At 67.6% G+C, this 23,731-nt stretch carries 37 protein-coding genes; all 37 read right to left on the reverse strand.

Annotated elements, in window-relative coordinates:
* Positions 1–54 precede the first annotated feature (54 nt).
* The gene (rplQ, locus tag C7C45_RS08500; protein ID WP_110563087.1) at positions 55–612 is read right to left on the reverse strand and encodes a 50S ribosomal protein L17; all 558 of its coding nucleotides are present in this window, start codon (positions 610–612) and stop codon (positions 55–57) included.
* Between the two features lie 34 nt (positions 613–646).
* Complete coding sequence (locus C7C45_RS08505; RefSeq protein ID WP_007465227.1) at positions 647–1,669, reverse strand: DNA-directed RNA polymerase subunit alpha; 1,023 nt, start codon at positions 1,667–1,669, stop codon at positions 647–649.
* A 98-nt stretch (positions 1,670–1,767) separates the two neighbouring features.
* A complete protein-coding gene (rpsD, locus tag C7C45_RS08510; protein WP_030489600.1) occupies positions 1,768–2,394 on the reverse strand; it encodes a 30S ribosomal protein S4 in 627 nt (208 codons plus the stop codon).
* 13 nt (positions 2,395–2,407) lie between these two features.
* Positions 2,408–2,815, reverse strand: a complete 408-nt coding sequence (rpsK, locus tag C7C45_RS08515; RefSeq protein WP_030329919.1) for a 30S ribosomal protein S11 — start codon at positions 2,813–2,815, stop codon at positions 2,408–2,410.
* An 89-nt stretch (positions 2,816–2,904) separates the two neighbouring features.
* Positions 2,905–3,285, reverse strand: coding sequence for a 30S ribosomal protein S13 (rpsM, locus tag C7C45_RS08520; protein ID WP_007465236.1), 381 nt, complete (start codon positions 3,283–3,285; stop codon positions 2,905–2,907).
* Between the two features lie 266 nt (positions 3,286–3,551).
* Positions 3,552–3,665 carry a 50S ribosomal protein L36 gene (gene rpmJ, locus C7C45_RS08525; RefSeq protein WP_110563286.1) on the reverse strand — a complete coding sequence of 38 codons (114 nt, stop codon included), beginning with the start codon at positions 3,663–3,665 and terminating at the stop codon, positions 3,552–3,554.
* A gap of 91 nt (positions 3,666–3,756) precedes the next feature.
* Positions 3,757–3,978, reverse strand: a complete 222-nt coding sequence (gene infA / locus C7C45_RS08530) for a translation initiation factor IF-1 (RefSeq protein WP_007073013.1) — start codon at positions 3,976–3,978, stop codon at positions 3,757–3,759.
* A 331-nt stretch (positions 3,979–4,309) separates the two neighbouring features.
* Positions 4,310–4,888 (reverse strand): DUF1707 SHOCT-like domain-containing protein, encoded by a 579-nt coding sequence (locus C7C45_RS08540; protein ID WP_110563287.1) that lies wholly within the window; start codon positions 4,886–4,888, stop codon positions 4,310–4,312.
* A 193-nt stretch (positions 4,889–5,081) separates the two neighbouring features.
* Positions 5,082–5,933 carry a type I methionyl aminopeptidase gene (map, locus tag C7C45_RS08545; RefSeq protein WP_110563089.1) on the reverse strand — a complete coding sequence of 284 codons (852 nt, stop codon included), beginning with the start codon at positions 5,931–5,933 and terminating at the stop codon, positions 5,082–5,084.
* Between the two features lie 88 nt (positions 5,934–6,021).
* Positions 6,022–6,675 (reverse strand): adenylate kinase, encoded by a 654-nt coding sequence (locus C7C45_RS08550; RefSeq protein WP_007465256.1) that lies wholly within the window; start codon positions 6,673–6,675, stop codon positions 6,022–6,024.
* Positions 6,676–8,004, reverse strand: a complete 1,329-nt coding sequence (gene secY, locus C7C45_RS08555; protein ID WP_110563090.1) for a preprotein translocase subunit SecY — start codon at positions 8,002–8,004, stop codon at positions 6,676–6,678.
* Positions 8,005–8,237: 233 nt separating this feature from the next.
* The gene (gene rplO, locus C7C45_RS08560; protein ID WP_110563091.1) at positions 8,238–8,681 is read right to left on the reverse strand and encodes a 50S ribosomal protein L15; all 444 of its coding nucleotides are present in this window, start codon (positions 8,679–8,681) and stop codon (positions 8,238–8,240) included.
* The gene (gene rpmD, locus C7C45_RS08565; protein WP_110563092.1) at positions 8,681–8,863 is read right to left on the reverse strand and encodes a 50S ribosomal protein L30; all 183 of its coding nucleotides are present in this window, start codon (positions 8,861–8,863) and stop codon (positions 8,681–8,683) included. Before rpmD ends, rplO begins: the two co-directional genes overlap by 1 nt.
* Entirely contained in the window at positions 8,863–9,477 is a 615-nt protein-coding gene (gene rpsE, locus C7C45_RS08570) for a 30S ribosomal protein S5 (protein WP_074314587.1), read from the reverse strand. The genes rpmD and rpsE overlap by 1 nt, the downstream gene beginning before the upstream one ends.
* 33 nt (positions 9,478–9,510) lie before the next feature.
* Positions 9,511–9,900: a 50S ribosomal protein L18 gene (gene rplR, locus C7C45_RS08575; RefSeq protein WP_110563093.1), complete on the reverse strand. Its 390-nt coding sequence runs from the start codon at positions 9,898–9,900 to the stop codon at positions 9,511–9,513.
* Positions 9,897–10,439: a 50S ribosomal protein L6 gene (gene rplF / locus C7C45_RS08580; RefSeq protein ID WP_088950233.1), complete on the reverse strand. Its 543-nt coding sequence runs from the start codon at positions 10,437–10,439 to the stop codon at positions 9,897–9,899. The genes rplR and rplF overlap by 4 nt, the downstream gene beginning before the upstream one ends.
* A 16-nt stretch (positions 10,440–10,455) precedes the next feature.
* Positions 10,456–10,863 (reverse strand): 30S ribosomal protein S8, encoded by a 408-nt coding sequence (gene rpsH / locus C7C45_RS08585; RefSeq protein WP_007465270.1) that lies wholly within the window; start codon positions 10,861–10,863, stop codon positions 10,456–10,458.
* 116 nt (positions 10,864–10,979) lie between these two features.
* Positions 10,980–11,165 (reverse strand): type Z 30S ribosomal protein S14, encoded by a 186-nt coding sequence (locus tag C7C45_RS08590; protein ID WP_007465272.1) that lies wholly within the window; start codon positions 11,163–11,165, stop codon positions 10,980–10,982.
* Position 11,166: 1 nt separating this feature from the next.
* Positions 11,167–11,733 (reverse strand): 50S ribosomal protein L5, encoded by a 567-nt coding sequence (gene rplE, locus C7C45_RS08595; protein ID WP_110563094.1) that lies wholly within the window; start codon positions 11,731–11,733, stop codon positions 11,167–11,169.
* A complete protein-coding gene (gene rplX, locus C7C45_RS08600; protein ID WP_184178719.1) occupies positions 11,733–12,053 on the reverse strand; it encodes a 50S ribosomal protein L24 in 321 nt (106 codons plus the stop codon). Before rplX ends, rplE begins: the two co-directional genes overlap by 1 nt.
* Positions 12,050–12,418 carry a 50S ribosomal protein L14 gene (rplN, locus tag C7C45_RS08605; RefSeq protein WP_007465279.1) on the reverse strand — a complete coding sequence of 123 codons (369 nt, stop codon included), beginning with the start codon at positions 12,416–12,418 and terminating at the stop codon, positions 12,050–12,052. Before rplN ends, rplX begins: the two co-directional genes overlap by 4 nt.
* A gap of 101 nt (positions 12,419–12,519) precedes the next feature.
* Complete coding sequence (gene rpsQ / locus C7C45_RS08610; RefSeq protein WP_030489590.1) at positions 12,520–12,798, reverse strand: 30S ribosomal protein S17; 279 nt, start codon at positions 12,796–12,798, stop codon at positions 12,520–12,522.
* A complete protein-coding gene (gene rpmC, locus C7C45_RS08615) occupies positions 12,795–13,031 on the reverse strand; it encodes a 50S ribosomal protein L29 (protein ID WP_007465283.1) in 237 nt (78 codons plus the stop codon). The genes rpsQ and rpmC overlap by 4 nt, the downstream gene beginning before the upstream one ends.
* Positions 13,031–13,456, reverse strand: coding sequence for a 50S ribosomal protein L16 (rplP, locus tag C7C45_RS08620; RefSeq protein ID WP_053653940.1), 426 nt, complete (start codon positions 13,454–13,456; stop codon positions 13,031–13,033). The genes rpmC and rplP overlap by 1 nt, the downstream gene beginning before the upstream one ends.
* 3 nt (positions 13,457–13,459) lie before the next feature.
* Entirely contained in the window at positions 13,460–14,329 is an 870-nt protein-coding gene (gene rpsC, locus C7C45_RS08625; RefSeq protein ID WP_007465294.1) for a 30S ribosomal protein S3, read from the reverse strand.
* Positions 14,329–14,787 carry a 50S ribosomal protein L22 gene (gene rplV / locus C7C45_RS08630; RefSeq protein WP_007465297.1) on the reverse strand — a complete coding sequence of 153 codons (459 nt, stop codon included), beginning with the start codon at positions 14,785–14,787 and terminating at the stop codon, positions 14,329–14,331. Before rplV ends, rpsC begins: the two co-directional genes overlap by 1 nt.
* Before the next feature lie 41 nt (positions 14,788–14,828).
* On the reverse strand, positions 14,829–15,110 hold the full coding sequence (gene rpsS / locus C7C45_RS08635; protein WP_007465299.1) for a 30S ribosomal protein S19: 282 nt from the start codon (positions 15,108–15,110) through the stop codon (positions 14,829–14,831).
* Positions 15,111–15,122: 12 nt separating this feature from the next.
* Positions 15,123–15,962 (reverse strand): 50S ribosomal protein L2, encoded by an 840-nt coding sequence (gene rplB / locus C7C45_RS08640; RefSeq protein WP_110563095.1) that lies wholly within the window; start codon positions 15,960–15,962, stop codon positions 15,123–15,125.
* Between the two features lie 12 nt (positions 15,963–15,974).
* The gene (gene rplW / locus C7C45_RS08645; protein ID WP_007465304.1) at positions 15,975–16,277 is read right to left on the reverse strand and encodes a 50S ribosomal protein L23; all 303 of its coding nucleotides are present in this window, start codon (positions 16,275–16,277) and stop codon (positions 15,975–15,977) included.
* On the reverse strand, positions 16,274–16,924 hold the full coding sequence (gene rplD / locus C7C45_RS08650; RefSeq protein ID WP_110563096.1) for a 50S ribosomal protein L4: 651 nt from the start codon (positions 16,922–16,924) through the stop codon (positions 16,274–16,276). Before rplD ends, rplW begins: the two co-directional genes overlap by 4 nt.
* Complete coding sequence (gene rplC, locus C7C45_RS08655; RefSeq protein WP_110563097.1) at positions 16,921–17,586, reverse strand: 50S ribosomal protein L3; 666 nt, start codon at positions 17,584–17,586, stop codon at positions 16,921–16,923. The genes rplD and rplC overlap by 4 nt, the downstream gene beginning before the upstream one ends.
* Positions 17,587–17,597: 11 nt before the next feature.
* The gene (gene rpsJ, locus C7C45_RS08660; protein ID WP_007073037.1) at positions 17,598–17,906 is read right to left on the reverse strand and encodes a 30S ribosomal protein S10; all 309 of its coding nucleotides are present in this window, start codon (positions 17,904–17,906) and stop codon (positions 17,598–17,600) included.
* A 350-nt stretch (positions 17,907–18,256) separates the two neighbouring features.
* Positions 18,257–19,450 carry an elongation factor Tu gene (gene tuf / locus C7C45_RS08665; RefSeq protein WP_110563098.1) on the reverse strand — a complete coding sequence of 398 codons (1,194 nt, stop codon included), beginning with the start codon at positions 19,448–19,450 and terminating at the stop codon, positions 18,257–18,259.
* Between the two features lie 212 nt (positions 19,451–19,662).
* Positions 19,663–21,759, reverse strand: a complete 2,097-nt coding sequence (fusA, locus tag C7C45_RS08670; protein ID WP_110563099.1) for an elongation factor G — start codon at positions 21,757–21,759, stop codon at positions 19,663–19,665.
* 75 nt (positions 21,760–21,834) lie between these two features.
* Positions 21,835–22,305: a 30S ribosomal protein S7 gene (gene rpsG / locus C7C45_RS08675; RefSeq protein WP_030489583.1), complete on the reverse strand. Its 471-nt coding sequence runs from the start codon at positions 22,303–22,305 to the stop codon at positions 21,835–21,837.
* A 1-nt stretch (position 22,306) separates the two neighbouring features.
* The gene (gene rpsL / locus C7C45_RS08680; protein ID WP_014440718.1) at positions 22,307–22,681 is read right to left on the reverse strand and encodes a 30S ribosomal protein S12; all 375 of its coding nucleotides are present in this window, start codon (positions 22,679–22,681) and stop codon (positions 22,307–22,309) included.
* Between the two features lie 521 nt (positions 22,682–23,202).
* Positions 23,203–23,583, reverse strand: coding sequence for a hypothetical protein (locus C7C45_RS08685; RefSeq protein WP_110563100.1), 381 nt, complete (start codon positions 23,581–23,583; stop codon positions 23,203–23,205).
* Positions 23,584–23,731: the final 148 nt, after the last annotated feature.

The raw sequence follows: 23,731 nt of genomic DNA on the forward strand, positions 1-23,731 counted from the left end.
TTACGGGTCGGGCCCGACACCCCGATGGGGTGCCGGGCCCGACGTTGCCCTTGATCAGGCCTTGTTCTCGGTGGCCTCGTCGCTGTCCTCGCGGGCGGCGTCGGTGTCACCGGACGCCGACACCGGCGCCTCGGAGTCCTGGTCGGCCTGGGCCGACTGCGGGGTCTCGTCGGCCGGGGCCAGGGCCTCGACCTTGTCCTGCTGCGCGGCCTTGCGGGCGGCGGTCTTCTTGTTCACCTTCGGCTCGGCGACCTGAAGCTCTTCCACCAGCTCGATGATGGCCATCGGCGCGTTGTCACCCTTGCGCGGACCGGTCTTCACGATCCGGGTGTAACCGCCGGGGCGGTTGGAGTACCGGGGCGCGATCTGGTCGAACAGGGCGTAGACCACGTCCTTGTCCTTGACGACACCCAGCACCCGCCGCCGCGAGGCGAGGTCACCGCGCTTGGCCTTGGTGATGAGCTGCTCGGCCAGCGGACGCAGCCGCCGGGCCTTCGTCTCGGTGGTCTGGATCTTGCCGTGCTGGAACAGCGCAGTGGCCAGGTTGGCCAGCATCAGCCGCTCGTGCGAGGGGCTGCCGCCGAGGCGGGGGCCCTTGGTGGGCGTGGGCATTTTTGGTGCTCCTCAGTTGTGGCGGCAGCGCGGACTAGAGCTGCTCGGTCTCGCGGTAGTCGTCGGTGTCGTAGTCGGCCTCGCCGAAGGTGTCCACGACGTGCGCCGGGTCGAAGTTCGGAGCCGAGTCCTTCAGCCCGAGACCCATCCCGGCGAGCTTCATCTTGACCTCGTCGATCGACTTCTGACCGAAGTTGCGGATGTCGAGGAGGTCGGCCTCGGTACGCCCGATGAGCTCACCAACGGAGTTGATGCCCTCGCGCTTGAGGCAGTTGTAGGAGCGGACGGTGAGGTCCAGCTCCTCGATCGGCAGGGCTAGGTCCGCAGCCAGCTGGGCGTCCTGCGGGGACGGCCCGATGTCGATGCCCTCGGCGGTCTCGTCCAGCTCCCGGGCCAGCCCGAACAGCTCCACGAGCGTCGAACCGGCGGAGGCCAGCGCGGTGCGCGGACCCATCGACGGCTTGGTCTCGACGTCGATGATCAGCCGGTCGAAGTCGGTACGCTGCTCGACACGGGTCGCCTCGACGCGGTAGGTCACCTTCAGCACCGGCGAGTAGATCGAGTCGACCGGGATCCGGCCGATCTCAGCGCCGGACTGCTTGTTCTGCGCCGCCGTCACGTAGCCCCGGCCCCGCTCGACGGTCAGCTCCATGTCGAGCCGGCCCTTGCCGTTGAGGGTCGCGAGCTTGAGATCCGGGTTGTGCACCGAGACGCCGGCCGGCGGCTGGATGTCACCAGCGGTCACGTCGCCCGGGCCCTGCTTGCGCAGGTACATGCTGACCGGCTCGTCGTGCTCGGAGCTGACGCACAGCTCCTTGATGTTCATGACGAGCTCGACCACGTCCTCCTTGACACCGGGGATCGTGGTGAACTCGTGCAGGACACCGTCGATCTTGATCGAGGTGACGGCCGCGCCCGGGATCGACGACAGCAGCGTGCGCCGCAGCGAGTTACCCAGGGTGTAGCCGAAGCCCGGCTCCAGCGGCTCGATGGCGAACCGGGACCGGGTCTCGTTGATCGACTCCTCGGAGAGGGAGGGTCGCTGGCTGATGAGCATCTTTTCTCTTCTCTTCCGGGGCGCCCGCTATTTGACGCCCACGACACAAACTGTTCCGGTGGCCCGCCCCGAGGGGCGGGCCACCGAACGAGCTCGGACTACTTGGAGTAGAGCTCGACGATCAGCTGCTCCTGGACCTGCGTGTCAATGACCTGCCGGGCCGGGAGGGAGTGCACGAGCACCTTCATCTGGCTCGGGATGGCCTCAAGCCACGCCGGAACCGTCTTCGAGCCGGCCTGGGCCTGCGCGACGATGAACGGGGTGAGCTCCTTGCTCTTGCCCCGAACCTCGATGATGTCGTGCTCCTTGACGCGGTACGACGGGATGTCGACCTTCTTGCCGTTCACCGTGAAGTGACCGTGCTTGACCAGCTGGCGGGCCATGTCCCGCGAGTGGGCGTAGCCGGCCCGGTAAACGACGTTGTCCAGCCGCGACTCGAGGATCTGCAGGAGGACCTCACCGGTCTTGGCCTGCTTGCCAACGGCTTCCTCGTAGTAACCGCGGAACTGCTTCTCCAGCACGCCGTAGACGCGGCGGGCCTTCTGCTTCTCACGGAGCTGGAGCAGGTACTCCGTCTCCTTGGTGCGGCCGCGGCCGTGCTGCCCGGGCGGGAACGGCCGGGACTCGAACGGGCACTTCGGACCATCGCACTTGCTGCCCTTGAGGAACAGCTTCATCTTCTCCCGCCGGCAACGGCGGCAGTCAGCACCGGTGTAACGAGCCATCTCTCTCTACCTCTCAGACCCGGCGACGCTTCGGCGGACGGCATCCGTTGTGCGGCTGCGGGGTGACGTCGGCGATCTGCCCGACCTCGAGGCCCACGGCCTGCAGCGAACGGATGGCGGTCTCCCGGCCGGAGCCGGGGCCCTTGACGAACACGTCGACCTTGCGCATGCCGTGCTCCATGGCGCGACGCGCGGCGGCCTCGGCGGCCAGCTGCGCGGCGAACGGAGTCGACTTGCGGGAGCCCTTGAAGCCCACCTGGCCAGCGGAGGCCCAGGAGATGACCGCACCGGTCGGGTCCGTGATGGACACGATGGTGTTGTTGAACGTGCTCTTGATGTGCGCCTGCCCGTGGGCGACGTTCTTGCGTTCCTTGCGCCGGACCTTCTTTACAGCGGCTCCGGCACGAGCCTTCGGTGGCATAAGTCTGTGCGCTCCTAGTTGACTTTCCGGATTGGGCCGGACGGTCCGGTCTTCCTAGACCCGACATCGACCCGAATTCCGGTCAAAATCTACTTCTTGCCGGGCTTCTTCTTGCCGGCGACGGTCCGCTTCGGGCCCTTGCGGGTCCGTGCGTTGGTCTTGGTCCGCTGGCCACGCACGGGCAGGCCCCGGCGGTGCCGGATGCCGGCGTAGCAGCCGATCTCAACCTTGCGGCGGATGTCAGCGGCGACCTCGCGGCGCAGGTCGCCTTCAACCTTGTAGTTGCCCTCGATGTGGTCGCGGAGCTGCACGAGCTCCTCGTCCGTGAGGTCCCGAGCGCGCTTGTCCGGCGAGATGCCGGTTGCGGCGAGTGTCTCCAGGGCGCGGGTGCGACCGACCCCGAAGATGTAGGTGAGCGCGATTTCCATCCGCTTCTCGCGGGGGAGATCCACGCCGACTAGACGTGCCATGTGCGGGCGTACTCCTCGTGATGTGTGGCGGAGGTGTGGACCCGTCCCATCCCGCTACCGGCCGTCCCGTCTTTCCGACGCGGTGAGCGCCGGCGACCGGGATCGGTCGCTGCCCGAGCGGGCCCCGGCCTCCGACCGGGGGTCAGCCACGAAGGAGTACGTCTCGCGTACCGCTCGCGGCTGGGACGAGCATGTGTGATGTGTGTGTCGCTGCGGATCTGCCCGGACCAACGCCACCCGGCCGTGCTACGGCCGGACGGGCTGAGTCAGCCCTGGCGCTGCTTGTGGCGCGGGTCGCTGCAGATGACCATGACCCGGCCGTGCCGGCGGATAACCCGGCACTTCTTGCAGATCCTCTTGACGCTCGGCTTGACCTTCACGGTTGCCTTACTTCCCATCTGGCCCGGGGACGCGCCATGCGCGAAACCGGACGTCGAAGACGGACACGGGACTTCCCGGCCGCCGTCAGGACTACTTGTAGCGGTAGACGATGCGCCCGCGGGTCAGGTCGTACGGCGAAAGTTCGACGACGACCCGGTCCTCCGGAAGAATGCGGATGTAGTGCTGCCGCATCTTGCCGCTGATATGAGCCAGCACCTTGTGGCCGTTCGCGAGCTCCACCCGGAACATGGCGTTCGGCAGGGGCTCGATGACCCGACCCTCGATCTCAATGGCTCCGTCTTTTTTCGGCATGTCCTCCGCTGTCCTGACGTCGATTGCTCCGGGCGGCCCACAACGTCTTACACGGGATCCGATCAAAATCAGAAGCCCGCGCCAGCCGCGGCTCCAGCTCCCACCGAAGCGCAGGGTGGGCATGCCGGAGTGGACGCTGTGCGCCGATCTGAAAGTGTACGCCGGCCTGCGCACGGTCGCCAAACCGGCCACCCACCGCACCGCCGAGTCGCCGATCGAGCCCTCGGCCGGGTGCCCGATGATCTCCACGAGGCCCATCGCCGGCCCGTGCTTGCCGGTCGTCGGCGACCGGTGCACCCCGAGCCGACGGCGACTCCGCTGACGCCAACGGTCAGCCCACTGCTGGCGGGGCGTCCCGTTCGTCCGGTTCGCCAGCGCGCAACTCCCTCTTGCGTTCCCGCTTCGCCCGCCTTCGCTGGCGCTTGCGCTCCCGCTCGATCGCCTGGCGCCGGGGCTCCCCCGCAGACAGCCCGCTCACCGTACGAATCACCAGCACCGCGCCCCACGGCCCGGCCACCCAGGCCGGCCAGAAGTAGAGCAGCTCCTGACTGAGCAGCGACGTCACCGCCCAGATGGTCACCACGACCGCGATCACCTGCGGGTACGGCAGCCACAGATCGGCCAACCAGCGGGCGGTGACGCCCCTGCCGGCGACCTGATCGGCCAGGGGGTCGACAGCCGGAGCGCCAGGCGCGGCCGGTGCCAGGGTCGACCGCTGCTCCGGCGTCACCGGTGGCAGGTCGCTGAGCAGAGCCTCCAACTCGGCGTACGTGCGCGCCGCGTAGGCCCGCTGCAGCCGCTCGTCGTACTCGTGCAGGTCCAGTCGGCCCTCGTCGAGGGCGACCCGTAACCGGTCGGCCACCGCCGCACGGTCCGCGTCTGCGGCTCGCATCCCGTCGCGCCCGTCCATGCCGGCAAGCATGCCACCGGCACGCCAGTCCCGTCCGACCCGACCGGTCGGCCTGGGTCCGCTCGCGGTGGCGCGTTGATCCACTGCCGGTGCGCCGACCTGGGTATGTCACGCGGTCTGGATACCCCCAGATCGGCGATACGGCGTCGATCAACGGGGTGGGCCAACGCCGACGAGCAGGGACCGGTCCCGGTCAGGGCGTGGTCGAGGCGGCGGGCTGCCGTGCGGTTACCAGGTCACCGAGGCGGGCTCGGCCTCCGTCGAAGGCCGTGAGCACCCAGACGCCGTCCGGCAACAGAGCCATCGAGTGCTCGACGTGCGCTGCCACCGAGCCGTCCCGGGTCACCACCGTCCACCCGTCGGCCAACTCGACCGTACGCGGCGACGCCATCGTGATCATCGGCTCGATGGCCAACGCCATGCCGGGGACCAGTCGTGGGCCCTTGCCCGGCCGACCGTGGTTCAACACGTGCGGGTCCTGGTGCATCTCGGTGCCGATGCCGTGCCCGCCGTAGCCGTCGACGATGCCGTACCGGCCGCCCTTGCGGACGGCGGTCTCCACCGCGTGCGAAATGTCGGTGAGACGGCCCTTGCCGCTGGCCGCACCGCGCGCGGCGGCGGCGATGCCGGCCCACATCGCGTCCTCGGCGACCGCGGCCATCTTCAGCAGTGCCGGATCGACCTCGCCGACCCCGACGGTGATCGCGGAGTCGCCGTGCCAGCCGTCCAGCACCGCGCCGCAGTCGATGGAGATCAGATCACCGGCCTGGAGCACCTGCCCCGGCGAGGGGATGGCGTGCACGATCTGCTCGTTGACCGAGGAGCAGATCGACGCCGGGAAGCCGTGGTAGCCCTTGAACGACGGAACGCCACCCGCCTCACGGATGGTCGACTCGGCGATGGCGTCCAGATCGGCGGTGCTCACACCCGGGGCAACTGCCTCGCGCATCCGGCGCAGGGCCTCGGCGACCACGAGCCCGGCCGCGCGCATCTTCTCGATCTGGTCAGGGGTCTTCAGCTGGATGTCCAGCTGGGGACGACGCATGGAGCGGTTACCTTTCGTTGCCGAAAAGCGGGGCACGTCTCGCGTACCCCGCTTCTCGCACTCTATCCACCCCGGCGCGGGGAGGACCTCAGCCGCCGTACGACCGCAGTGCGTCGATGGCCCGGGTGGTGACGTCCTCCACCGGGCCGGTGGCGTCGATCCCGACCAGCTTGCCCTGAGCGCCGTAGTAGTCGACCAGCGGCGCGGTCTTCTCGCTGTATTCACGGAGCCGGGTGGCGATCGTCTCCGGCTTGTCGTCGTCGCGCTGGAACAGCTCGGCGCCGCACCGGTCGCAGATGCCCGGCCGGGTGGTGGCGTCGAACTCGACGTGCCAGATCTTGCCGCAGCCTCGGCAGGTACGCCGACCGGAGAGACGCCGGATCACCTCGTCGTCGTCGACCACCAACTCCAGGACCAGATCCAGGGCGGTGCCCAGATCGGCGAGGAGCTTGTCCAGAGCGGCAGCCTGCGGAGTGGTCCGCGGGAAGCCGTCGAGCAGAAAGCCCTCGCTGGCGTCGGGCTCGGCCAGCCGGTCCCGGACCATGTTGATGGTGACCTCGTCCGGAACCAGCTCGCCTGCGTCCATGTACCGCTTCGCCTCGACACCGAGCGGCGTGCCCTGGGTGACGTTCGAGCGGAAGATGTCTCCGGTCGAAATCTTGGGCACCGACAGGTGCGCGGCGACGAATTCCGCCTGCGTGCCCTTACCCGCGCCCGGCGGGCCAACCAGAACGAGTCTCATCTACCGCAGGAACCCTTCGTAGTTCCGCTGCATGAGTTGGCTCTCGATCTGCTTCACGGTCTCCAGACCGACGCCGACCATGATGAGCACAGCGGTGCCACCGAACGGGAAGTTCTGGTACTGCTGGTTGTCCAGCCAGATGAAGAAGAAGTTCGGCAGGATCGAGATGACGCCGAGGTAGATCGCGCCCGGCAGGGTGATCCGGCTGAGGATGAAGTCCAGGTAGTCGGCCGTCGGCTTACCCGGGCGGATGCCCGGCACGAACCCGCCGTACTTCTTCATGTTGTCCGCGACCTCGGTCGGGTTGAACGTGATCGAGACGTAGAAGTACGTGAAGAAGATGATCAGCAGGAAGTAGACCGTGATGTAGATCGGGCTGTCCGGTGCCACCAGGTTGTTCTGGATCCACGACTGGACCTTGCCCGGGTCGTTCTGGTCGAAGAACTGCAGCGCCAACTGCGGCAGGTAGAGCAGCGACGAGCCGAAGATGACCGGGATCACACCCGCCTGGTTGACCTTCAGCGGGATGTAGGTCGAGGTGCCGCCGTACATCCGCCGGCCGATCATCCGCTTGGCGTACTGCACCGGGATCCGGCGCTGCGCCTGCTCGATGAAGGTGACCGCGGTGATGACCACCAGGACCAGCGCGATGACCAGGGCGAACATGTCCCAGCCCTTGCTGGTCTTGATCTGCCAGCCCTCGCCGGGCAGCCGGGCCGCGATCGAGGTGAAGATCAGGACGGACATGCCGTTGCCGACGCCGCGGTCGGTGATCAGCTCACCGAGCCACATGACCATGCCGGTGCCGGCGGTCATGGTGATCACCAGGATGGACAGGGTCAGCCAGTCCGGGATGCCGGTGCCGGTCGGGATGATCGGGAACTGGTCGCACTTGTTCTGGAACAGCTGCCCCGAGCGGGCCAGCGCCACGAACGCCGAGGCCTGCAGCACACCGAGACCGAGGGTCAGGTAGCGGGTGTACTGCGTGATCTTCGCCTGGCCGGCCTGGCCCTCCTTACGGAGCTGCTCCAACCGCGGGATCACGACGGTCAGCAGCTGCAGGATGATCGACGCCGTGATGTAGGGCATGATGCCCAGCGCGAAGACCGAGAGCTGCAGCAACGCTCCGCCGGAGAAGAGGTTGAGCAGGTTCAGCGGCCCCGTCGTGTCACCTGAGATCGAGTCGAGGCACTTCTGCACGTTGCCGTACGAGACGCCCGGGCTGGGGAGCGTTGCACCCAGCCGGTAGACCGCGATGATGCCTACTGTGAACAGCAGCTTCTTGCGCAGGTCAGGCGTACGGAACGCACTGAGAAAGGCGGACAGCAACTTCTTCCTCCTGCGCGAGGCGGGCCGCCGGTGAACCCTGGCGGGTGGGGGTGGATCACGGGCGAGCGCCCGCAATCCATGGCTGGGATGGGACTCTAACAGCCCCACGCCGGTCCGGGCAGATGCGCCCGACTACATAAATCGAATCCGATATTACCGGGCGCAATGGGCCCAGGTAGACCATGGCGCCCGCCAGTTGCTCACAACTGGACGGGCGCCATGGGTCGTACGCCTTACAGCTCGGTGGTGGAGCCACCGGCGGCGGCGATCTTCTCCTTGGCCGACGCACTGAACGCGTGCGCAGACACCTGGAGCGAGACTCCGCCGAGGTCCCCGGTGCCGAGGACCTTGACCGGGTGGCCCTTGCGGACCGCGCCGGACTCGACGAGCTCCAGCGGGCCGACCTCGCCACCGTTCGGGAACAGCTCAGCGAGTCGGTCCAGGTTGACAACCTGGAAGACCACCTTGAACTTGTTCTTGAAGCCCTTCATCTTCGGCAGGCGCATGTGGATGGGCATCTGCCCACCCTCGAACGCCGCCGAGATGTTCTTACGGGCCTTGGAACCCTTGGTACCGCGACCAGCGGTCTTGCCCTTGGAACCCTCACCGCGACCCACACGGGTCTTCGCGGTCTTGGAACCGGGCGCCGGGCGCAGGTGATGCACCTTGATCGTCATTACTCGACCTCCTCGACCTTCACGAGGTGGTTCACAGTGAAGATCATGCCGCGGATCTCGGGCCGGTCCTCCTTGACCACCACGTCGTTGATCCGCTTGAGACCGAGCGAACGCAGCGAATCACGCTGGTTCTGCTTGGTCCCGATGACGGACCGGACCTGGGTGACCTTCAGACGTGCCATCAGTGCGCCACCCCCGCACGCGACGCCAGCATGGCGGCCGGCGCGACGTCCTCCACCGGCAGACCACGACGCGCTGCGACCTGCTCAGGGGACTCGAGCCCCTTCAGGGCCGCCACGGTGGCGTGCACGATGTTGATCGGGTTCGACGAGCCGAGGCTCTTGGAGAGCACGTCGTGGATCCCGGCGCACTCCAGCACGGCGCGCACCGGACCACCGGCGATGACACCCGTACCGGCCGAGGCCGGCTTGAGCAGCACGACGCCAGCGGCGTCCTCACCCGTCACCGGGTGCGGGATCGACTGACCGATCCGCGGGACCTTGAAGAAGTGCTTCTTGGCCTCCTCGACGCCCTTGGCGATGGCCGCGGGCACCTCCTTGGCCTTTCCGTAGCCCACGCCGACCGTGCCGTCGCCGTCGCCCACGATCACCAGGGCGGTGAAGCTGAAGCGACGACCACCCTTCACGACCTTGGCGACGCGGTTGATCGCGACGACCCGCTCAAGGTGCGGGGTCTTCTCGACGGGCGCGTTTCCGCGGCCGCCCTCACGGCGGTTGTCGCGGCGACCACCCTCGTTGCCACCGGACCCGCCGCCACGGCGCTGTTGACCTGGCATCAGCAGCCTTCCTTATCTCTCGTGACGGGGTTGTTAGAACTCGAGCCCGGCTTCGCGGGCGGCGTCGGCAAGCGCGGCGACTCGCCCCGCGTACCGGTTGCCACCGCGGTCGAAGACGACCTTGGAGACGCCGGCGGCCTTGGCCCGCTCGGCGAGCAGCGCGCCCACCTTGCCAGCCAGGGCGCTCTTGTCGCCCTCCGTACCGCGCAGCGAGGCGTCCAGGGTCGACGCCGACGCCAGGGTGTGACCCTTGGTGTCGTCGACGATCTGGGCGACCATGTGCCGCAGCGAACGGGTGACGACCAGGCGCGGACGCTCGGCCGTACCACTGACGTTCTTGCGGACGCGGAAGTGTCGACGCGCACGCCCAACGGCGCGCTTGGCGGCGACACCGCGGCGGCGCTTGAGCAGCGTGGCGCTCACTTCTTACCTGCCTTTCCAGCCTTGCGGCGGATGACCTCGCCCTGGTACTTCACGCCCTTGCCCTTGTAGGGCTCCGGCGGACGGATCTTCCGGATGTTGGCGGCGACCTCACCGACCTGCTGCTTGTCGATGCCAGCCACGTGGAACAGGGTCGGCCGCTCCACCGTGAAGGTGATGCCCGCCGGGGCGGGGACGACCACCGGGTGCGAGAACCCGAGCGCGAACTCGAGGTCCGAACCCTTGGCGGTGACCCGGTAACCGGTGCCGGCGATCTCCAGGCTCTTGCGGTAGCCCTCGGTAACCCCGACGATCATGTTGGCAACCAGCGTACGGCTCAGGCCGTGGAGTTCCTTGGCCTTGCGCTCGTCGTTCGGCCGGTTGACGCTCAGCTGGCCATCCTCGGCCCGCTCGACCGTGATCGGCTCGGCGAGAGTGTGCTCCAGCTGGCCCTTGGGGCCCTTGACCTTGACGGTCTGCCCGTCGATCGTGATATCGACGCCGGCTGGTACCGGGATCGACTTACGTCCAATTCGCGACATTTCTACCTGTCTCCCGTTACCAGACGAAGGCGAGGACTTCCCCGCCAACACTCCGCTTGCGGGCCTGCCGGTCGGTCAGCAGCCCCTGGGACGTCGAAATGATCGCCACGCCCAGCCCACCGAGCACCCGGGGGAGCCCGTCCGACTTGGCGTACACCCGGAGACCGGGCTTGGACACGCGCTTGATGCCGGCCAGGCTCCGCTCGCGGTTCTGGCCGTACTTCAGCTCGACGACCAGTCGCTTGCCGACGGCGCCCTCCTCGGGCTCCTCGACCGACCAGGTGGCGATGTAACCCTCGGCCTTCAGGACCTCGGCGATGTTCGCCTTGATCTTGGAGTAGGGCATCTTCACCTGATCGTGGTACGCCTGGTTGGCGTTACGCAGACGCGTGAGCATGTCTGCGATCGGGTCGGTCATCGTCATGGATTTCGTCAGCCTTTCTCGCCGGGGTTCCCGGGGCATCAGCCCCGGGCCTACGGCGAAGAGCAATACCTAATCGGTGCAGGAGTTCCCGGCCGACGGCCGGGACGCGGTCGCCCTTACCAGGAAGCCTTGGACACGCCCGGCAGCTCACCGCGGTGGGCCATCTCCCGGATGCAGACCCGGCAGAGCCCGAACTTGCGGTAGACCGCCTTCGGACGCCCGCACCGCTGGCAGCGGGTGTACGCGCGAACCGAGAACTTCGGCTTCGCGGCCGCCTTGATGATCAGCGCCTTCTTGGCCATCTCAGTTCTCCTTGAACGGGAAGCCCAGGAGCTTGAGCAGCGCCCGGCCCTCGTCGTCGGTCGTGGCGGTCGTGACCACCGTGATGTCCATGCCCCGCTGGCGATCGATCCGGTCCTGGTCGATCTCGTGGAACACCGACTGCTCGGTCAGACCGAACGTGTAGTTGCCGTGCCCGTCCAGCTTGCGCCCGTCCAGACCGCGGAAGTCGCGGATACGCGGCAGCGAGATGGACAGCAGCCGGTCCAGGAACTCCCACATCCGGTCGCCGCGAAGGGTCACCTTCGCACCGATCGGCATGCCTTCGCGGAGCTTGAACTGCGCGATGGACTTGGTCGCCCGCCGCACCTGCGGCTTCTGGCCGGTGATCGTGGCGAGGTCGCGGACCGCGCCGTCGATCAGCTTGGCGTCGCGAGCAGCCTCGCCGACACCCATGTTGACGACGATCTTGACCAGCCGCGGCACCTGCATGGGGTTGCCGTAGCTGCGCTGCTCGCGCAGCTGGGCCACGATCTCGTTGCGGTACCGCTCCTTGAGGCGCGGCAGGGTCTTTTCGGTAGCCGTGGTCATCACAGGTCCTTACCGGTGCTACGCGCGATGCGGACCTTCTGGCCGTTGTCGTCGATCCGGTAACCGACGCGGGTCGGCTTGCCGTCGGAGTCCAGGACCTGCACGTTCGAGACGTGGATCGGGGCCTCCTGAGTGACGATGCCGCCGGTCTTGGCGCCACGCTGGGTGGTGCTGATGCGGGTGTGCTTCTTGACCCGGTTCACGCCCTCGACCAGGACCTTGTCCTGCCGCGGGAAGGCCTGGATGACCTTACCCTTGGCACCCTTGTCCTTGCCGGCGATGACGACGACCGTGTCGCCCTTCTTGACCTTCACGGTCACAACACCTCCGGCGCGAGGGAAATAATCTTCATGAACCGCTTGTCCCGCAGCTCCCGGCCCACCGGGCCGAAGATGCGGGTTCCACGCGGGTCCCCGCCGTCCTTGATGATGACGGCGGCGTTCTCGTCGAAGCGGATGTACGAGCCGTCCGGCCGACGCCTCTCCTTGGCCGTGCGAACGACGACCGCCTTGACGACGTCGCCCTTCTTCACACCGGCACCCGGGATCGCGTCCTTGACCGTGGCCACGATGACGTCGCCGATGCTCGCGTAGCGCCGACCCGAGCCACCGAGAACCCGGATGCACAGGATCTCCCGAGCACCCGTGTTGTCGGCGACGCGCAGTCGCGACTCCTGCTGAATCACGTCTATCTCCTATGTCTGCCGGTTCTCCGGCCGCCGTAGCGGCCGGCCGGAGCCTGGCGGAACCTACGCCCGACGCAACGCCGGGCGAGCTCGAGCCTTCGCTACTTGGCCTTTTCCAGGATCTCCACGATCCGCCAACGCTTGGTGGCGCTCAGCGGCCGGGTCTCCATGATGAGAACCCGGTCACCGGTGCCGGCGGCGTTCTGCTCGTCGTGCACCTTCAGCTTGGCCGTACGACGCATGATCTTGCCGTACAGCGCGTGCCGAACCCGGTCCTCGACCTCGACCACGACGGTCTTGTCCATCTTGTCGCTGATCACCAGGCCCTCGCGGACCTTGCGGCGCGACCGCGCGGCGGCGGTGGCGGTCTCTTCGGTCATGATGCAGTCACCTCAGTCGGCGCGGCCGAGAGCCCCAGCTCGCGCTCACGCATGATCGTGTAGATCCGGGCGATCTCCCGACGGATGACCTGCAACCGCCGGTTGTTGTCGAGCTGCCCGGTTGCGGCCTGCACGCGGAGGTTGAACAGCTCCGCCTTGGCCTCCCGCAGCTTCGTGACCAGCTCCTCTTCGGAGAGCTCACGCAGCTCGGTCGCCTTAACGCCCGCTGCCATCAGGATTCACCCACTTCGCGCGTAACAATGCGGCACTTCATCGGGAGCTTGTGGATCGCGCGACGCATGGCCTCTCGCGCGGTCTGCTCGTTGGGGAAGGACATCTCGAAGAGAACCCGCCCCGGCTTGACGTTGGCGACCCACCACTCGGGCGAACCCTTACCGGAACCCATCCGGGTCTCGGCAGGCTTCTTGGTGAGGGCCTGGTCCGGGAAGATCGTGATCCAGACCTTGCCACCACGCTTGATGTGGCGAGTCATCGCGATACGTGCCGACTCGATCTGCCGGTTCGTCACGTACGCCGGCTCGAGAGCCTGGATCCCGAACTCGCCGAACACCACCCGGTTACCACCCTTGGACGCGCCACTGCGGTCCGGGTGGTGCGGCTTGCGGAAGCCCTTCGGGGGCTTGCGCGGCATCAGCATCTGTCAGCCCTCCTGCTGCGTTTCTGCCGGAGCAGCCGCGGCGGCGACAGCTGCGCTGTCCACCGGCTCGCCGCTCGGCGTCTCGGCCTGCTGCGCGATGGTGGTCGCAGCAGCCCGCCCGGCCTCGGTGCCACCGGCCGTGGTGCCGGACGAACCCGACCGACCACGACGCGGACGCTCGGGACGGTCGCCACGCTCACCACGACGCGGGCGGGACGGACCGGCCTCGGCCGGAGCCTCCCGGCCCGGGACGGCGTCGCCCTTGTAGATCCAGACCTTCACACCGATCCGACCGAACGTGGTACGGGCCTCGAAGAAGCCGTACTCGATGTTGGCCCGCAGCGTGTGCAGCGGAACCCGGCCCTCACGGTAGAACTCGGTCCGGCTCATCTCGGCGCCGCCGAGGCGACCCGAGACCTGAACCCGGATGCCCTTGCAGACCGGGTTCTTCATCGCCGACTGCATGGCCTTGCGCATCGCCCGACGGAAGCTGACCCGGCTGGACAGCTGCTCGGCTACGCCCTGCGCAACCAGCTGAGCGTCCGACTCGGGGTTCTTCACCTCGATGATGTTCAGCTGAACCTGCTTGCCGGTGAGCTTCTCGAGCTCGCCGCGGATCCGGTCGGCCTCCGCACCCTTACGGCCGATGACGATGCCCGGCCGGGCGGTGTGGATGTCGACCCGGACCCGGTCGCGGGTGCGCTCGATGTCGACCTTGGAGATGCCGGCACGCTCGAGGCCCTTGGACATCATGCGGCGGATCTTGACATCCTCGCCGATGTAGTCCTTGTAGAGCTTGTCCGCGAACCAGCGGGACTTCCAGTCGGTCGAGATGCCGAGCCGGAACCCAGTGGGGTGAACCTTCTGACCCATTACTCGGCGTCCTCCGTCTTGCTCTGCGCTTCGGCCGGTGCGGCCTCCGTGGCCGGGGCGGCCTTCTTCGCCGCGGCCTTCCTCGGCGCTGCCGGCGCGACCGCTTCGACCGCCACCGTGATGTGGCAGGTGCGCTTGCGGATCCGGTACGCCCGACCCTGCGCCCGCGGCTGGAACCGCTTCATCGTCGGGCCCTCGTCCACGAAGGCCTCGCTGACGAGCAGCGCGTCGGGGTCCAGCCGCTCGTTGTTCTCCGCGTTGGCGATCGCGCTAGCGAGCACCTTGTACACCTGCTCGCTCGCAGCCTGCGGCGCGAACTGCAGCACCGTGAGCGCCTCCTTCGCGGGCAGGCCGCGGACGAGGTTGACCACCCGGCGCGCCTTCATCGGCGAGATGCGCACGTGCCGCGCAACCGCCCGCGCGCCCGGAAGCACCGGAGCGTCGCCCTTTCCTGGCATCGCTGTAACCCCTTGTTCCCTCTATCCGTATGCCCGCGGCGTCAGCGCCGACGGCTCTTCCGGTCGTCCTTCTCGTGACCCTTGAAAGTGCGGGTCAGCGCGAACTCGCCGAGCTTGTGCCCGACCATCGCCTCGGTCACGAACACCGGGACGTGCTTGCGTCCGTCATGCACGGCGATCGTGTGCCCCAGCATCTCCGGGATGATCGTCGAGCGCCGCGACCAGGTCTTGATCACGTTCTTCGAGCCCTTGTCGTTCTGGACTTCCACCTTCTTGAGCAGGTGGTCGTCGACGAACGGGCCCTTCTTCAGGCTGCGAGGCATGTCTTATCTCCCTCAGCCGCGCTTACGCGTGGCGTAGCGACGGCGGACGATCAGCCGGTCACTCGGCTGGCCCTTACGGCGGGTGCGGCCCTCGGGCTTACCCTGCGGGTTGACCGGGTGGCGACCACCGGAGGTCTTACCCTCACCACCACCGTGCGGGTGGTCGACCGGGTTCATGGCGACACCACGGACGGTCGGGCGCTTGCCCTTCCACCGCATACGGCCGGCCTTACCCCAGTTGATGTTCGACTGGTCGGCGTTGCCGATCTCGCCGACGCTGGCGCGGCAGCGAACATCCACACGCCGGATCTCGCCGGACGGCATACGCAGGGTCGCGTACGCGCCCTCACGGCCGAGCAGCTGGATGCCGACACCGGCGGACCGGGCCAGCTTGGCCCCGCCACCCGGACGCAGCTCCACGTTGTGGATCGTGGTACCGACCGGGATGTTGCGCAGCGGCAGGTTGTTGCCGGGCTTGATGTCGGCGCCCGGACCGGACTCGACGCGGTCGCCCTGCTTCAGGTCCTTCGGCGCGATGATGTACCGCTTCTCGCCGTCGGCGTAGTGCAGCAGCGCGATGCGCGCCGTGCGGTTCGGGTCGTACTCGATGTGAGCGACCTTCGCCGGCACGCCGTCCTTGTCGACCCGCTTGAAGTCGATCAGACGGTACTGGCGCTTGTGACCGCCGCCGTGGTGCCGCGTGGTGATCCGGCCGTGGGCGTTACGCCCGCCCTTCTTCGGCAGCGGAACCAGCAGCGACTTCTCCGGCGTGGACCGGGTGATCTCGGCGAAGTCAGCGACACTCGAGCCACGTCGGCCCGGCGTCGTCGGCTTGTACTTACGGATAGCCATTGTCTACACCCCTCAGCTGACCGGGCCGCCGAAGGCCTCGATGCGGTCACCGTCAGCCAGCTTCACGATCGCCCGCTTGGTCGCCTTGCGCTGACCGAAACCGGTCTTGGTGCGCTTGCGCTTACCCTGGCGGTTGAGCGTGTTGACCGTCAGGACGCGGACGTTGAAGATCTGCTGGATAGCGATCTTGATCTCGGTCTTGTTCGCGTCCGGGTGCACCAGGAAGGTGTACCAGTTCCGGTTCAGCTCGCTGTAGCTCTTCTCCGAGACGACCGGCGCCACGATGATGTCGCGCGGGTCGGCGATCGTGCTCACTTGCCACCCTCCTCGGTGGTCTCGGCGGGCACGCCCAGGAACTCGTCCAGGGCGTCCTTGGTGAAGACCACGTCGTCAGCCACCAACACGTCGTACGTGTTGAGCTGGCCGGACTCGATCAGGTGCACGCGCGGCTCGTTGCGCAGCGACACCCAGTTCAGCTCGTCGGTGCTGCTCAGCACGACCAGGACCCGACGGGCCTCGGTGAGCTTGGTCAGCGTGGCCAGGGCCGCCTTGGTCGACGGCTTCTCGCCCGAGACGAACGCCTCGACGACGTGCACCTGCCCGGCGCGAGCCCGGTCCGAGAGGGCACCGCGCAGTGCGGCGGCCTTCATCTTCTTCGGGGTCCGCTGGCTGTAGTCACGCGGCACGGGACCGTGCACGACGCCACCGCCGGCGAACTGCGGCGCGCGGATCGAGCCCTGCCGGGCGCGACCGGTGCCCTTCTGCTTGTAAGGCTTCTTGCCGCCACCGGCGACCTCGGCCCGAGTCTTGGTCTTGTGCGTGCCCTGTCGGGCCGCCGCGAGCTGGGCCACCACGACCTGGTGCATCAGCGCGACGTTGGCCTGCACGTCGAAGATGTCCGCCGGCAGCTCGACCGAGCTACTGGTGGTGCCTTCGACGGTGCGCACGTCAACGGTGGTCACTTGGCCGCACCGCCCTTCTTCACCTTGATCTTGGCCGCGGTACGGACCAGAACCAGCGCGCCCTTGGGACCAGGGATGGCACCACGGACGAGCAGGAGGTTGTTCTCGGTGTCGACCGCCTGGACGGTCAGGTTCTGCACGGTGTACCGAACGCCACCCATCCGGCCGGCCATCCGGGTGCCCTTGAAGACGCGACCCGGGGTCGCGCAGGCGCCGATGGAACCGGGCGAACGGTGCTTGCGCTCGACACCGTGGCTGCTGCCCAGACCGTGGAAGCCGTGCCGCTTCATGGCGCCGGCGAAGCCCTTGCCCTTGGTCTTGCCGGTGACGTCGATGGTGACGCCGGCCGGGAACTCCTCGACCGTGACTTCCTGGCCGAGCGAGTATTCCCCAGCGTCCGTGGTGCGCAGCTCGACGATGTGCCGGCGCGGCGCCACGTCCGCCTTGGCGTAGTGCCCGCTGATCGGCTTCTTCACCTTGCGCGGGTCGATGTTGCCGTACGCCAGCTGGACCGCGGAGTAACCGTCCTTCTCGGCGCTACGAACCTGGCTGATGACGCACGGGCCGGCCTCGACCACGGTCACGGGAACAACGCGGTTGTTGTCCCAGACCTGGGTCATGCCGAGCTTGGCGCCCAGGATCCCCTTGACTTGCCTGTCCATTTGTCCGGTCCCTACAGCTTGATCTCGATGTCGACGCCAGCCGGCAGGTCGAGGCGCATGAGCGAGTCGACCGTCTTCGGGGTCGGGTCGATGATGTCGATCAGCCGCTTGTGCGTGCGCATCTCGAAGTGCTCGCGCGAGTCCTTGTACTTGTGCGGCGAGCGGATAACGCAGAAACGGTTGATCTCCGTGGGCAGCGGCACCGGGCCCGCGACCTGCGCCCCGGTGCGCGTCACCGTCTCGACGATCTTCCGAGCCGAGGAGTCGACGACCTCGTGGTCATAGGCCTTGAGCCGGATGCGGATCTTCTGTCCCGCCATGGTGGCTTCTGTTCCTTCTCTCGATGCCGCTGTGTTGCGGGCGCCTGTACCGGCTGGTACAGGCCCACTTCGCCGACCCCCGCGGTCGGGCGTGTCGCGCCCTCGGATCAGGCTCCGCCCCGATGCTCCGGAGCGGTGCTGACCACGCGGTGGGTCAAGGCGCCGATCGCATTACCGCGACCTGAACGCCGTGCGAGGGTGGTTGGCGACTGGGCCGCCAACCACCCCACGCTCGACTGCCTCGTCACCCGGAGGTTCAGCGTAAGCCGAACACAGGCGACGAACTGTCGTTACGCAACCTGACTAGTATGCCGCACGACCGGCGGCGGGCCTAATCGGGGTTACCTAGTTCACTTGATGATCTTGGTGACGAACCCGGCGCCGACGGTGCGGCCACCCTCGCGGATCGCGAACTTGAGGTTCTCCTCCATGGCGATGGGCTGGATCAGCTTCACCGACATGGTGGTGTTGTCACCCGGCATGACCATCTCGGTGCCCTCGGGGAGGGTGACGACACCGGTGACGTCCGTGGTCCGGAAGTAGAACTGCGGGCGGTAGTTCTGGAAGAACGGGGTGTGCCGGCCGCCCTCCTCCTTGGAGAGGATGTAGACCGTCGCCTCGAACTCCGTGTGCGGGGTGTTCGAGCCCGGCTTCACGACGACCATGCCGCGCTCGACCTCGTCGCGCTTGGTGCCACGCAGCAGCAGGCCGACGTTCTCACCTGCGCGGGCGTCGTCCAGGGTCTTCCGGAACATCTCGATCGCGGTGACCTTGGTCTTGAAGCTCTTCTCCTTGATACCGACGAGCTCAACATCCTCGTTCGGCAGGAGAACGCCGCGCTCCACGCGACCGGTGACGACGGTGCCACGACCGGTGATCGTGAAGACGTCCTCAACCGGCATCAGGAACGGCATGTCGACCTCGCGCTCCGGCTGCGGGATCGAGGTGTCGACCGCGGTCATCAGGTCCAGCAGCTTGCCGGTCCACTCGGGGTCACCCTCGAGGGCCTTCAGCGCCGAAACCCGAACGACCGGCAGGTCGTCACCCGGGTACTCCTGCGAGGAGAGCAGCTCACGAACCTCGAGCTCGACGAGCTCCAGGAGCTCCTCGTCATCGACCATGTCGCTCTTGTTGAGCGCCACGACGATGTACGGCACACCAACCTGACGGGCCAGCAGCACGTGCTCGCGGGTCTGCGGCATCGGGCCGTCGGTCGCCGCGACCACCAGGATCGCGCCGTCCATCTGCGCGGCACCGGTGATCATGTTCTTGATGTAGTCCGCGTGGCCGGGGCAGTCGACGTGCGCGTAGTGCCGCGCCTCGGTCTGGTACTCGACGTGCGCGATCGAGATCGTGATACCGCGGGCCTTCTCCTCCGGCGCCTTGTCGATCTCGTCGAACGGCGTGTAGGGGTTCAGGTCCGGGAACTGGTCGTGCAGGACCTTGGTGATGGCCGCCGTCAGCGTCGTCTTACCGTGGTCGATGTGACCAATGGTGCCGATGTTGACGTGCGGCTTAGTCCGCTCGAACTTAGCCTTCGCCACTGGTGTCCTCCTGTGGACTTCTTGGTTCGTACGCCCGGCGCGCCGGTCGGCGCTTAGGACTCTGTCGACAGCCTTTCCGGCCTGACGGCCGGGAAGCCATTGTGGGTTCTGCGGCGATGAAGCCTACAGGCCCGGTCTCACGCGATCCGATCGTGGTGGCCGCGAGCGGGTGAACCCTCCCGCGACCAACCACGAATCACCTGCTCAGGGCGTTACTCGCCCGTTGCCTTGGCGATGATCTCCTTCGCGACGCTCTGCGGAACCTCGGCGTAGGAGTCGAACTGCATGCTGTAGCTAGCCCGGCCCTGGGTCTTCGACCGCAGGTCGCCGACGTAGCCGAACATCTCCGACAACGGCACCAGAGCCCGGACGATGCGGGCGCCGCTGCGCTCCTCCATCGCCTGGATGATGCCGCGGCGGGAGTTGAGGTCACCGATGACGTCACCCATGTTCTCTTCAGGACTGGTGACTTCAACGGCCATCATCGGCTCGAGCAGTGCGGGATCGGCCTTGCGGGCCGCGTCCTTCATCACCATCGAGCCGGCGATCTTGAATGCCATTTCCGACGAGTCGACCTCGTGGTACTGGCCGTCCAGCAGGGTCAGCTTGACGCCGACCAGCGGGAAGCCCGCCAGGGTGCCGTACTGCAGCGCGTCCTGCGCACCCGCGTCCACCGACGGGATGAACTCCCGGGGGATGCGGCCGCCGCTGACGGCGTTGGCGAACTCGTACGTCGGCGAGTCGTTGTCCAGCGGCAGCGGCTCGACGCTCACGATCACGCGGGCGTACTGGCCGGAACCACCGGTCTGCTTCTTGTGGGTGTACTCGACCTTCTCCACCTTGCGGCGGATGGTCTCGCGGTACGCCACCTGCGGCTTGCCGACGTTGGCCTCGACGTTGAACTCGCGGCGCATCCGGTCGACCAGGATGTCCAGGTGCAGCTCACCCATGCCGGAGATGACCGTCTGACCGGTCTCCTCGTCCAGCTGGACGCGGAAGGTCGGGTCCTCCTCGGCCAGGCGCTGGATGGCCGTGCCCAGCTTCTCCTGGTCGGACTTGGTCTTCGGCTCGATCGCCACCGAGATGACCGGCTCCGGGAAGGTCATCGACTCCAGGATGACCGGGTTCGCCGGGTCCGAGAGCGTGTCGCCGGTGGTGGTCTGCTTGAGACCCTGGACGGCGATGATGTCGCCGGCCTGCGCCGACGGACGCTCTTCCCGCTTGTTGGCGTGCATCTGGTAGATCTTGCCGATGCGCTCCTTGCGGTCCTTGGTGGAGTTGACCACCTGGGAACCGGAATCGAGCGTGCCGGAGTAGACCCGCACGTAGGTGAGCTTGCCGAGGTGCTTGTCCGTCTGGATCTTGAAGGCCAGGCCGGAGAAGGGCTCCGAGTTGGACGGCTTGCGCAGCAGCGGGGTCTCGCCGTCGACGGCCGTACCCTCGATGGCCGGAACGTCCAGCGGCGACGGCAGGAAGTCGACCACGGCGTCGAGCATGGGCTGGACGCCCTTGTTCTTGAACGCCGAGCCGCAGAGCACCGGGTTGGCCTTGCCGGCGATGGTGGCACGCCGGACGGCGGCCTTGATCTCCTCGACGGAGACCTCTTCGCCCTCCAGGTACTTCTCCATCACCGCGTCGTCGACGTCGGCGAGGGTCTCCATCAGCTTCTCGCGCCACTCGGCCGCGGAGTCGGCCAGCTCGGCCGGGATCTCCTCAACCGCGTAGTCCTCACCCTTCTGGGTCTCCCCGCGCCAGGTGAGAGCGCGCATGCCGATCAGGTCGACGACACCGATGTGGTCGCCCTCGAGCCCGATCGGGATCTGGAGCACCAGCGGGGTGGCGTTCAGCCGGTCGATCATCATCTGCACGCAGCGGAAGAAGTCGGCGCCGGTCCGGTCGAGCTTGTTGACGAAGCACATGCGCGGGACGTTGTACTTGTCGGCCTGCCGCCAGACGTTCTCCGTCTGCGGCTCGACGCCGGCGACACCGTCGTAAACCGCGACCGCACCATCCAGGACCCGCAGCGACCGCTCGACCTCGACCGTGAAGTCGACGTGGCCAGGCGTGTCGATGATCTGGATCGTGTGGCCCTTCCACTCACACTTGGTAGCAGCGGAGGTGATGGTGATACCACGCTCCTGCTCCTGCTCCATCCAGTCCATGACGGCGGCGCCCTCGTGGACCTCACCGATCTTGTACGTGATGCCGGTGTAGAACAGGATTCGCTCGGTGGTGGTGGTCTTACCGGCATCGATGTGCGCCATGATGCCGATGTTGCGTACCTTGGCGAGCGCGTCTGCGGCGGCCACTTCAATCCCTACTTATCGTCGTCTCGACTCAACTGGTGGCGGTTCCGGCGCCCGTCGGGCGCCGGAACCAGGGTGTTACCAGCGGTAGTGCGCGAAGGCCTTGTTGGACTCGGCCATCTTGTGCGTGTCCTCGCGCCGCTTGACGGCGGCACCGAGACCGTTGCTCGCGTCCAGCAGCTCGTTCATCAGCCGCTCGACCATGGTCTTCTCACGCCGAGCGCGGGAGTAGGTGACCAGCCAACGCAGGCCCAGGGTGGTCGCCCGGGTCGGGCGGACCTCGACCGGCACCTGGTAGGTGGCGCCACCGACACGACGGCTGCGCACCTCAAGGGTCGGCTTCACGTTGTCCATCGCCCGCTTGAGGGTGACGACCGGGTCGGTGCCGGACTTCTCGCGGCAGCCCTCGAGGGCGGCGTACACGATGGTCTCGGCGAGCTGACGCTTGCCGCGCAGCAGGATCTTGTTCACCAGCTGGGTGACCAGCGGCGAGTTGTACACCGGGTCAGCGACCAGCGGCCGCCGCGGAGCGGGTCCTTTACGCGGCATGTCAGCTCTTCTCCTTCTTCGCGCCGTAACGGCTGCGCGCCTGCTTGCGGTTGCGGACACCCTGGGTGTCCAGCGATCCGCGAACGATCTTGTAACGCACGCCGGGGAGGTCCTTCACCCGGCCGCCGCGAACGAGCACGATCGAGTGCTCCTGCAGGTTGTGACCGACGCCGGGGATGTAGGCGGTCACCTCGATCTGGCTGCTGAGCTTCACACGAGCGACCTTGCGCAGCGCCGAGTTCGGCTTCTTCGGGGTGGTGGTGTACACGCGGGTGCACACGCCGCGCCGCTGAGGGGAACCCTTCAGCGCCGGGGTCTTGGTCTTGCTCGTCTTTGCCTGGCGGCCCTTTCGGACCAGCTGCTGGATCGTGGGCACCGGGTTTCTCCGCTCCCTTCGGCCGCATCCGCGGCCGCGCCGTCTGCTCGTTAACCGGCCTGATGACCGGCTCTCCTACATTCCGACCAGAGCCACCTTGCGGAGACCCCGGCACCCGCGGTCGGGCGTGTCGCCCTCTTCACGGTCCCGTTGCGGACGCTTTCGCGTGCGACCGGGTTTGTGTCACCGGCGCGCGGGTCGCCCCGGACCGGATCCTTGGTTTGTCGTGCCGCCGCCCGGACTCCGGGAACAGCGCACGCACGAGTTGCCCGGGCATGCCCGGGCACAAGGGGAAAGAGTACCTACCACAACCGCCCAGGTCAAAACGGAAGGGCCCGGCGACTGTCTCACACCCGCCGGCCGAATCTCGTCCTGCCCCGTCGCCCGCGATGGGCACCTACAGACACAAGTGTACCGGCTTCCCCGGGCGGCCACCCGTCGCCCCCGGGGGCGGGCGCCAGGAGGATCCCCCGGGAGCTGCGATCAGCCGGCTCAGACACCGGGCCGGCCGGTGATCAGGCTCACGTCAGGGCGAGAAGCAGTGCCAGACCCAGGCCCAGGAGGCTGAGCAGCGCCCCGGCCGCGCCACAACTGATCCCCGCCACCGCCAGCCCTCGGCCGGTGAACCGGACCGCAGAGGGCGCGGCCGGCCGGCGGATCTGCCGCTGACCGAGCAGACCGGCGACGACCGCCGCCACGCCGGCCAGCAACCCGAGCACCGCGAACGCTCCGGAAGCCCAGGCCCCACCGTCGTTCGCGAAGGCCACCCCGAAACAGATCACCAGCAGCGAGACCAGGACCGACGCGACCCCGGCCACCAGCGCCCCGATGGCCAGCCCGGAGGTGACCGGCGCCACGTCCAGGTGCACGACGCCGAACGGCGTACCAGGCACCGCCTCCACCCGCTTCGGCGGCCGGCGCTGGTCATCGGTGGGCGGTGGCACCGGATGCGCCGACGGGCCACCCCAGGCGGGGGCATGGCCCGGCGGTGGACCCCAACCGGCCGGCATGCCCGGCCCCGACGACGGCGGACCCCAACCGGGGGGCGCC

The sequence above is a fragment of the Micromonospora arborensis genome, assembly GCF_003205615.1.
Lineage (GTDB): Bacteria > Actinomycetota > Actinomycetes > Mycobacteriales > Micromonosporaceae > Micromonospora > Micromonospora arborensis.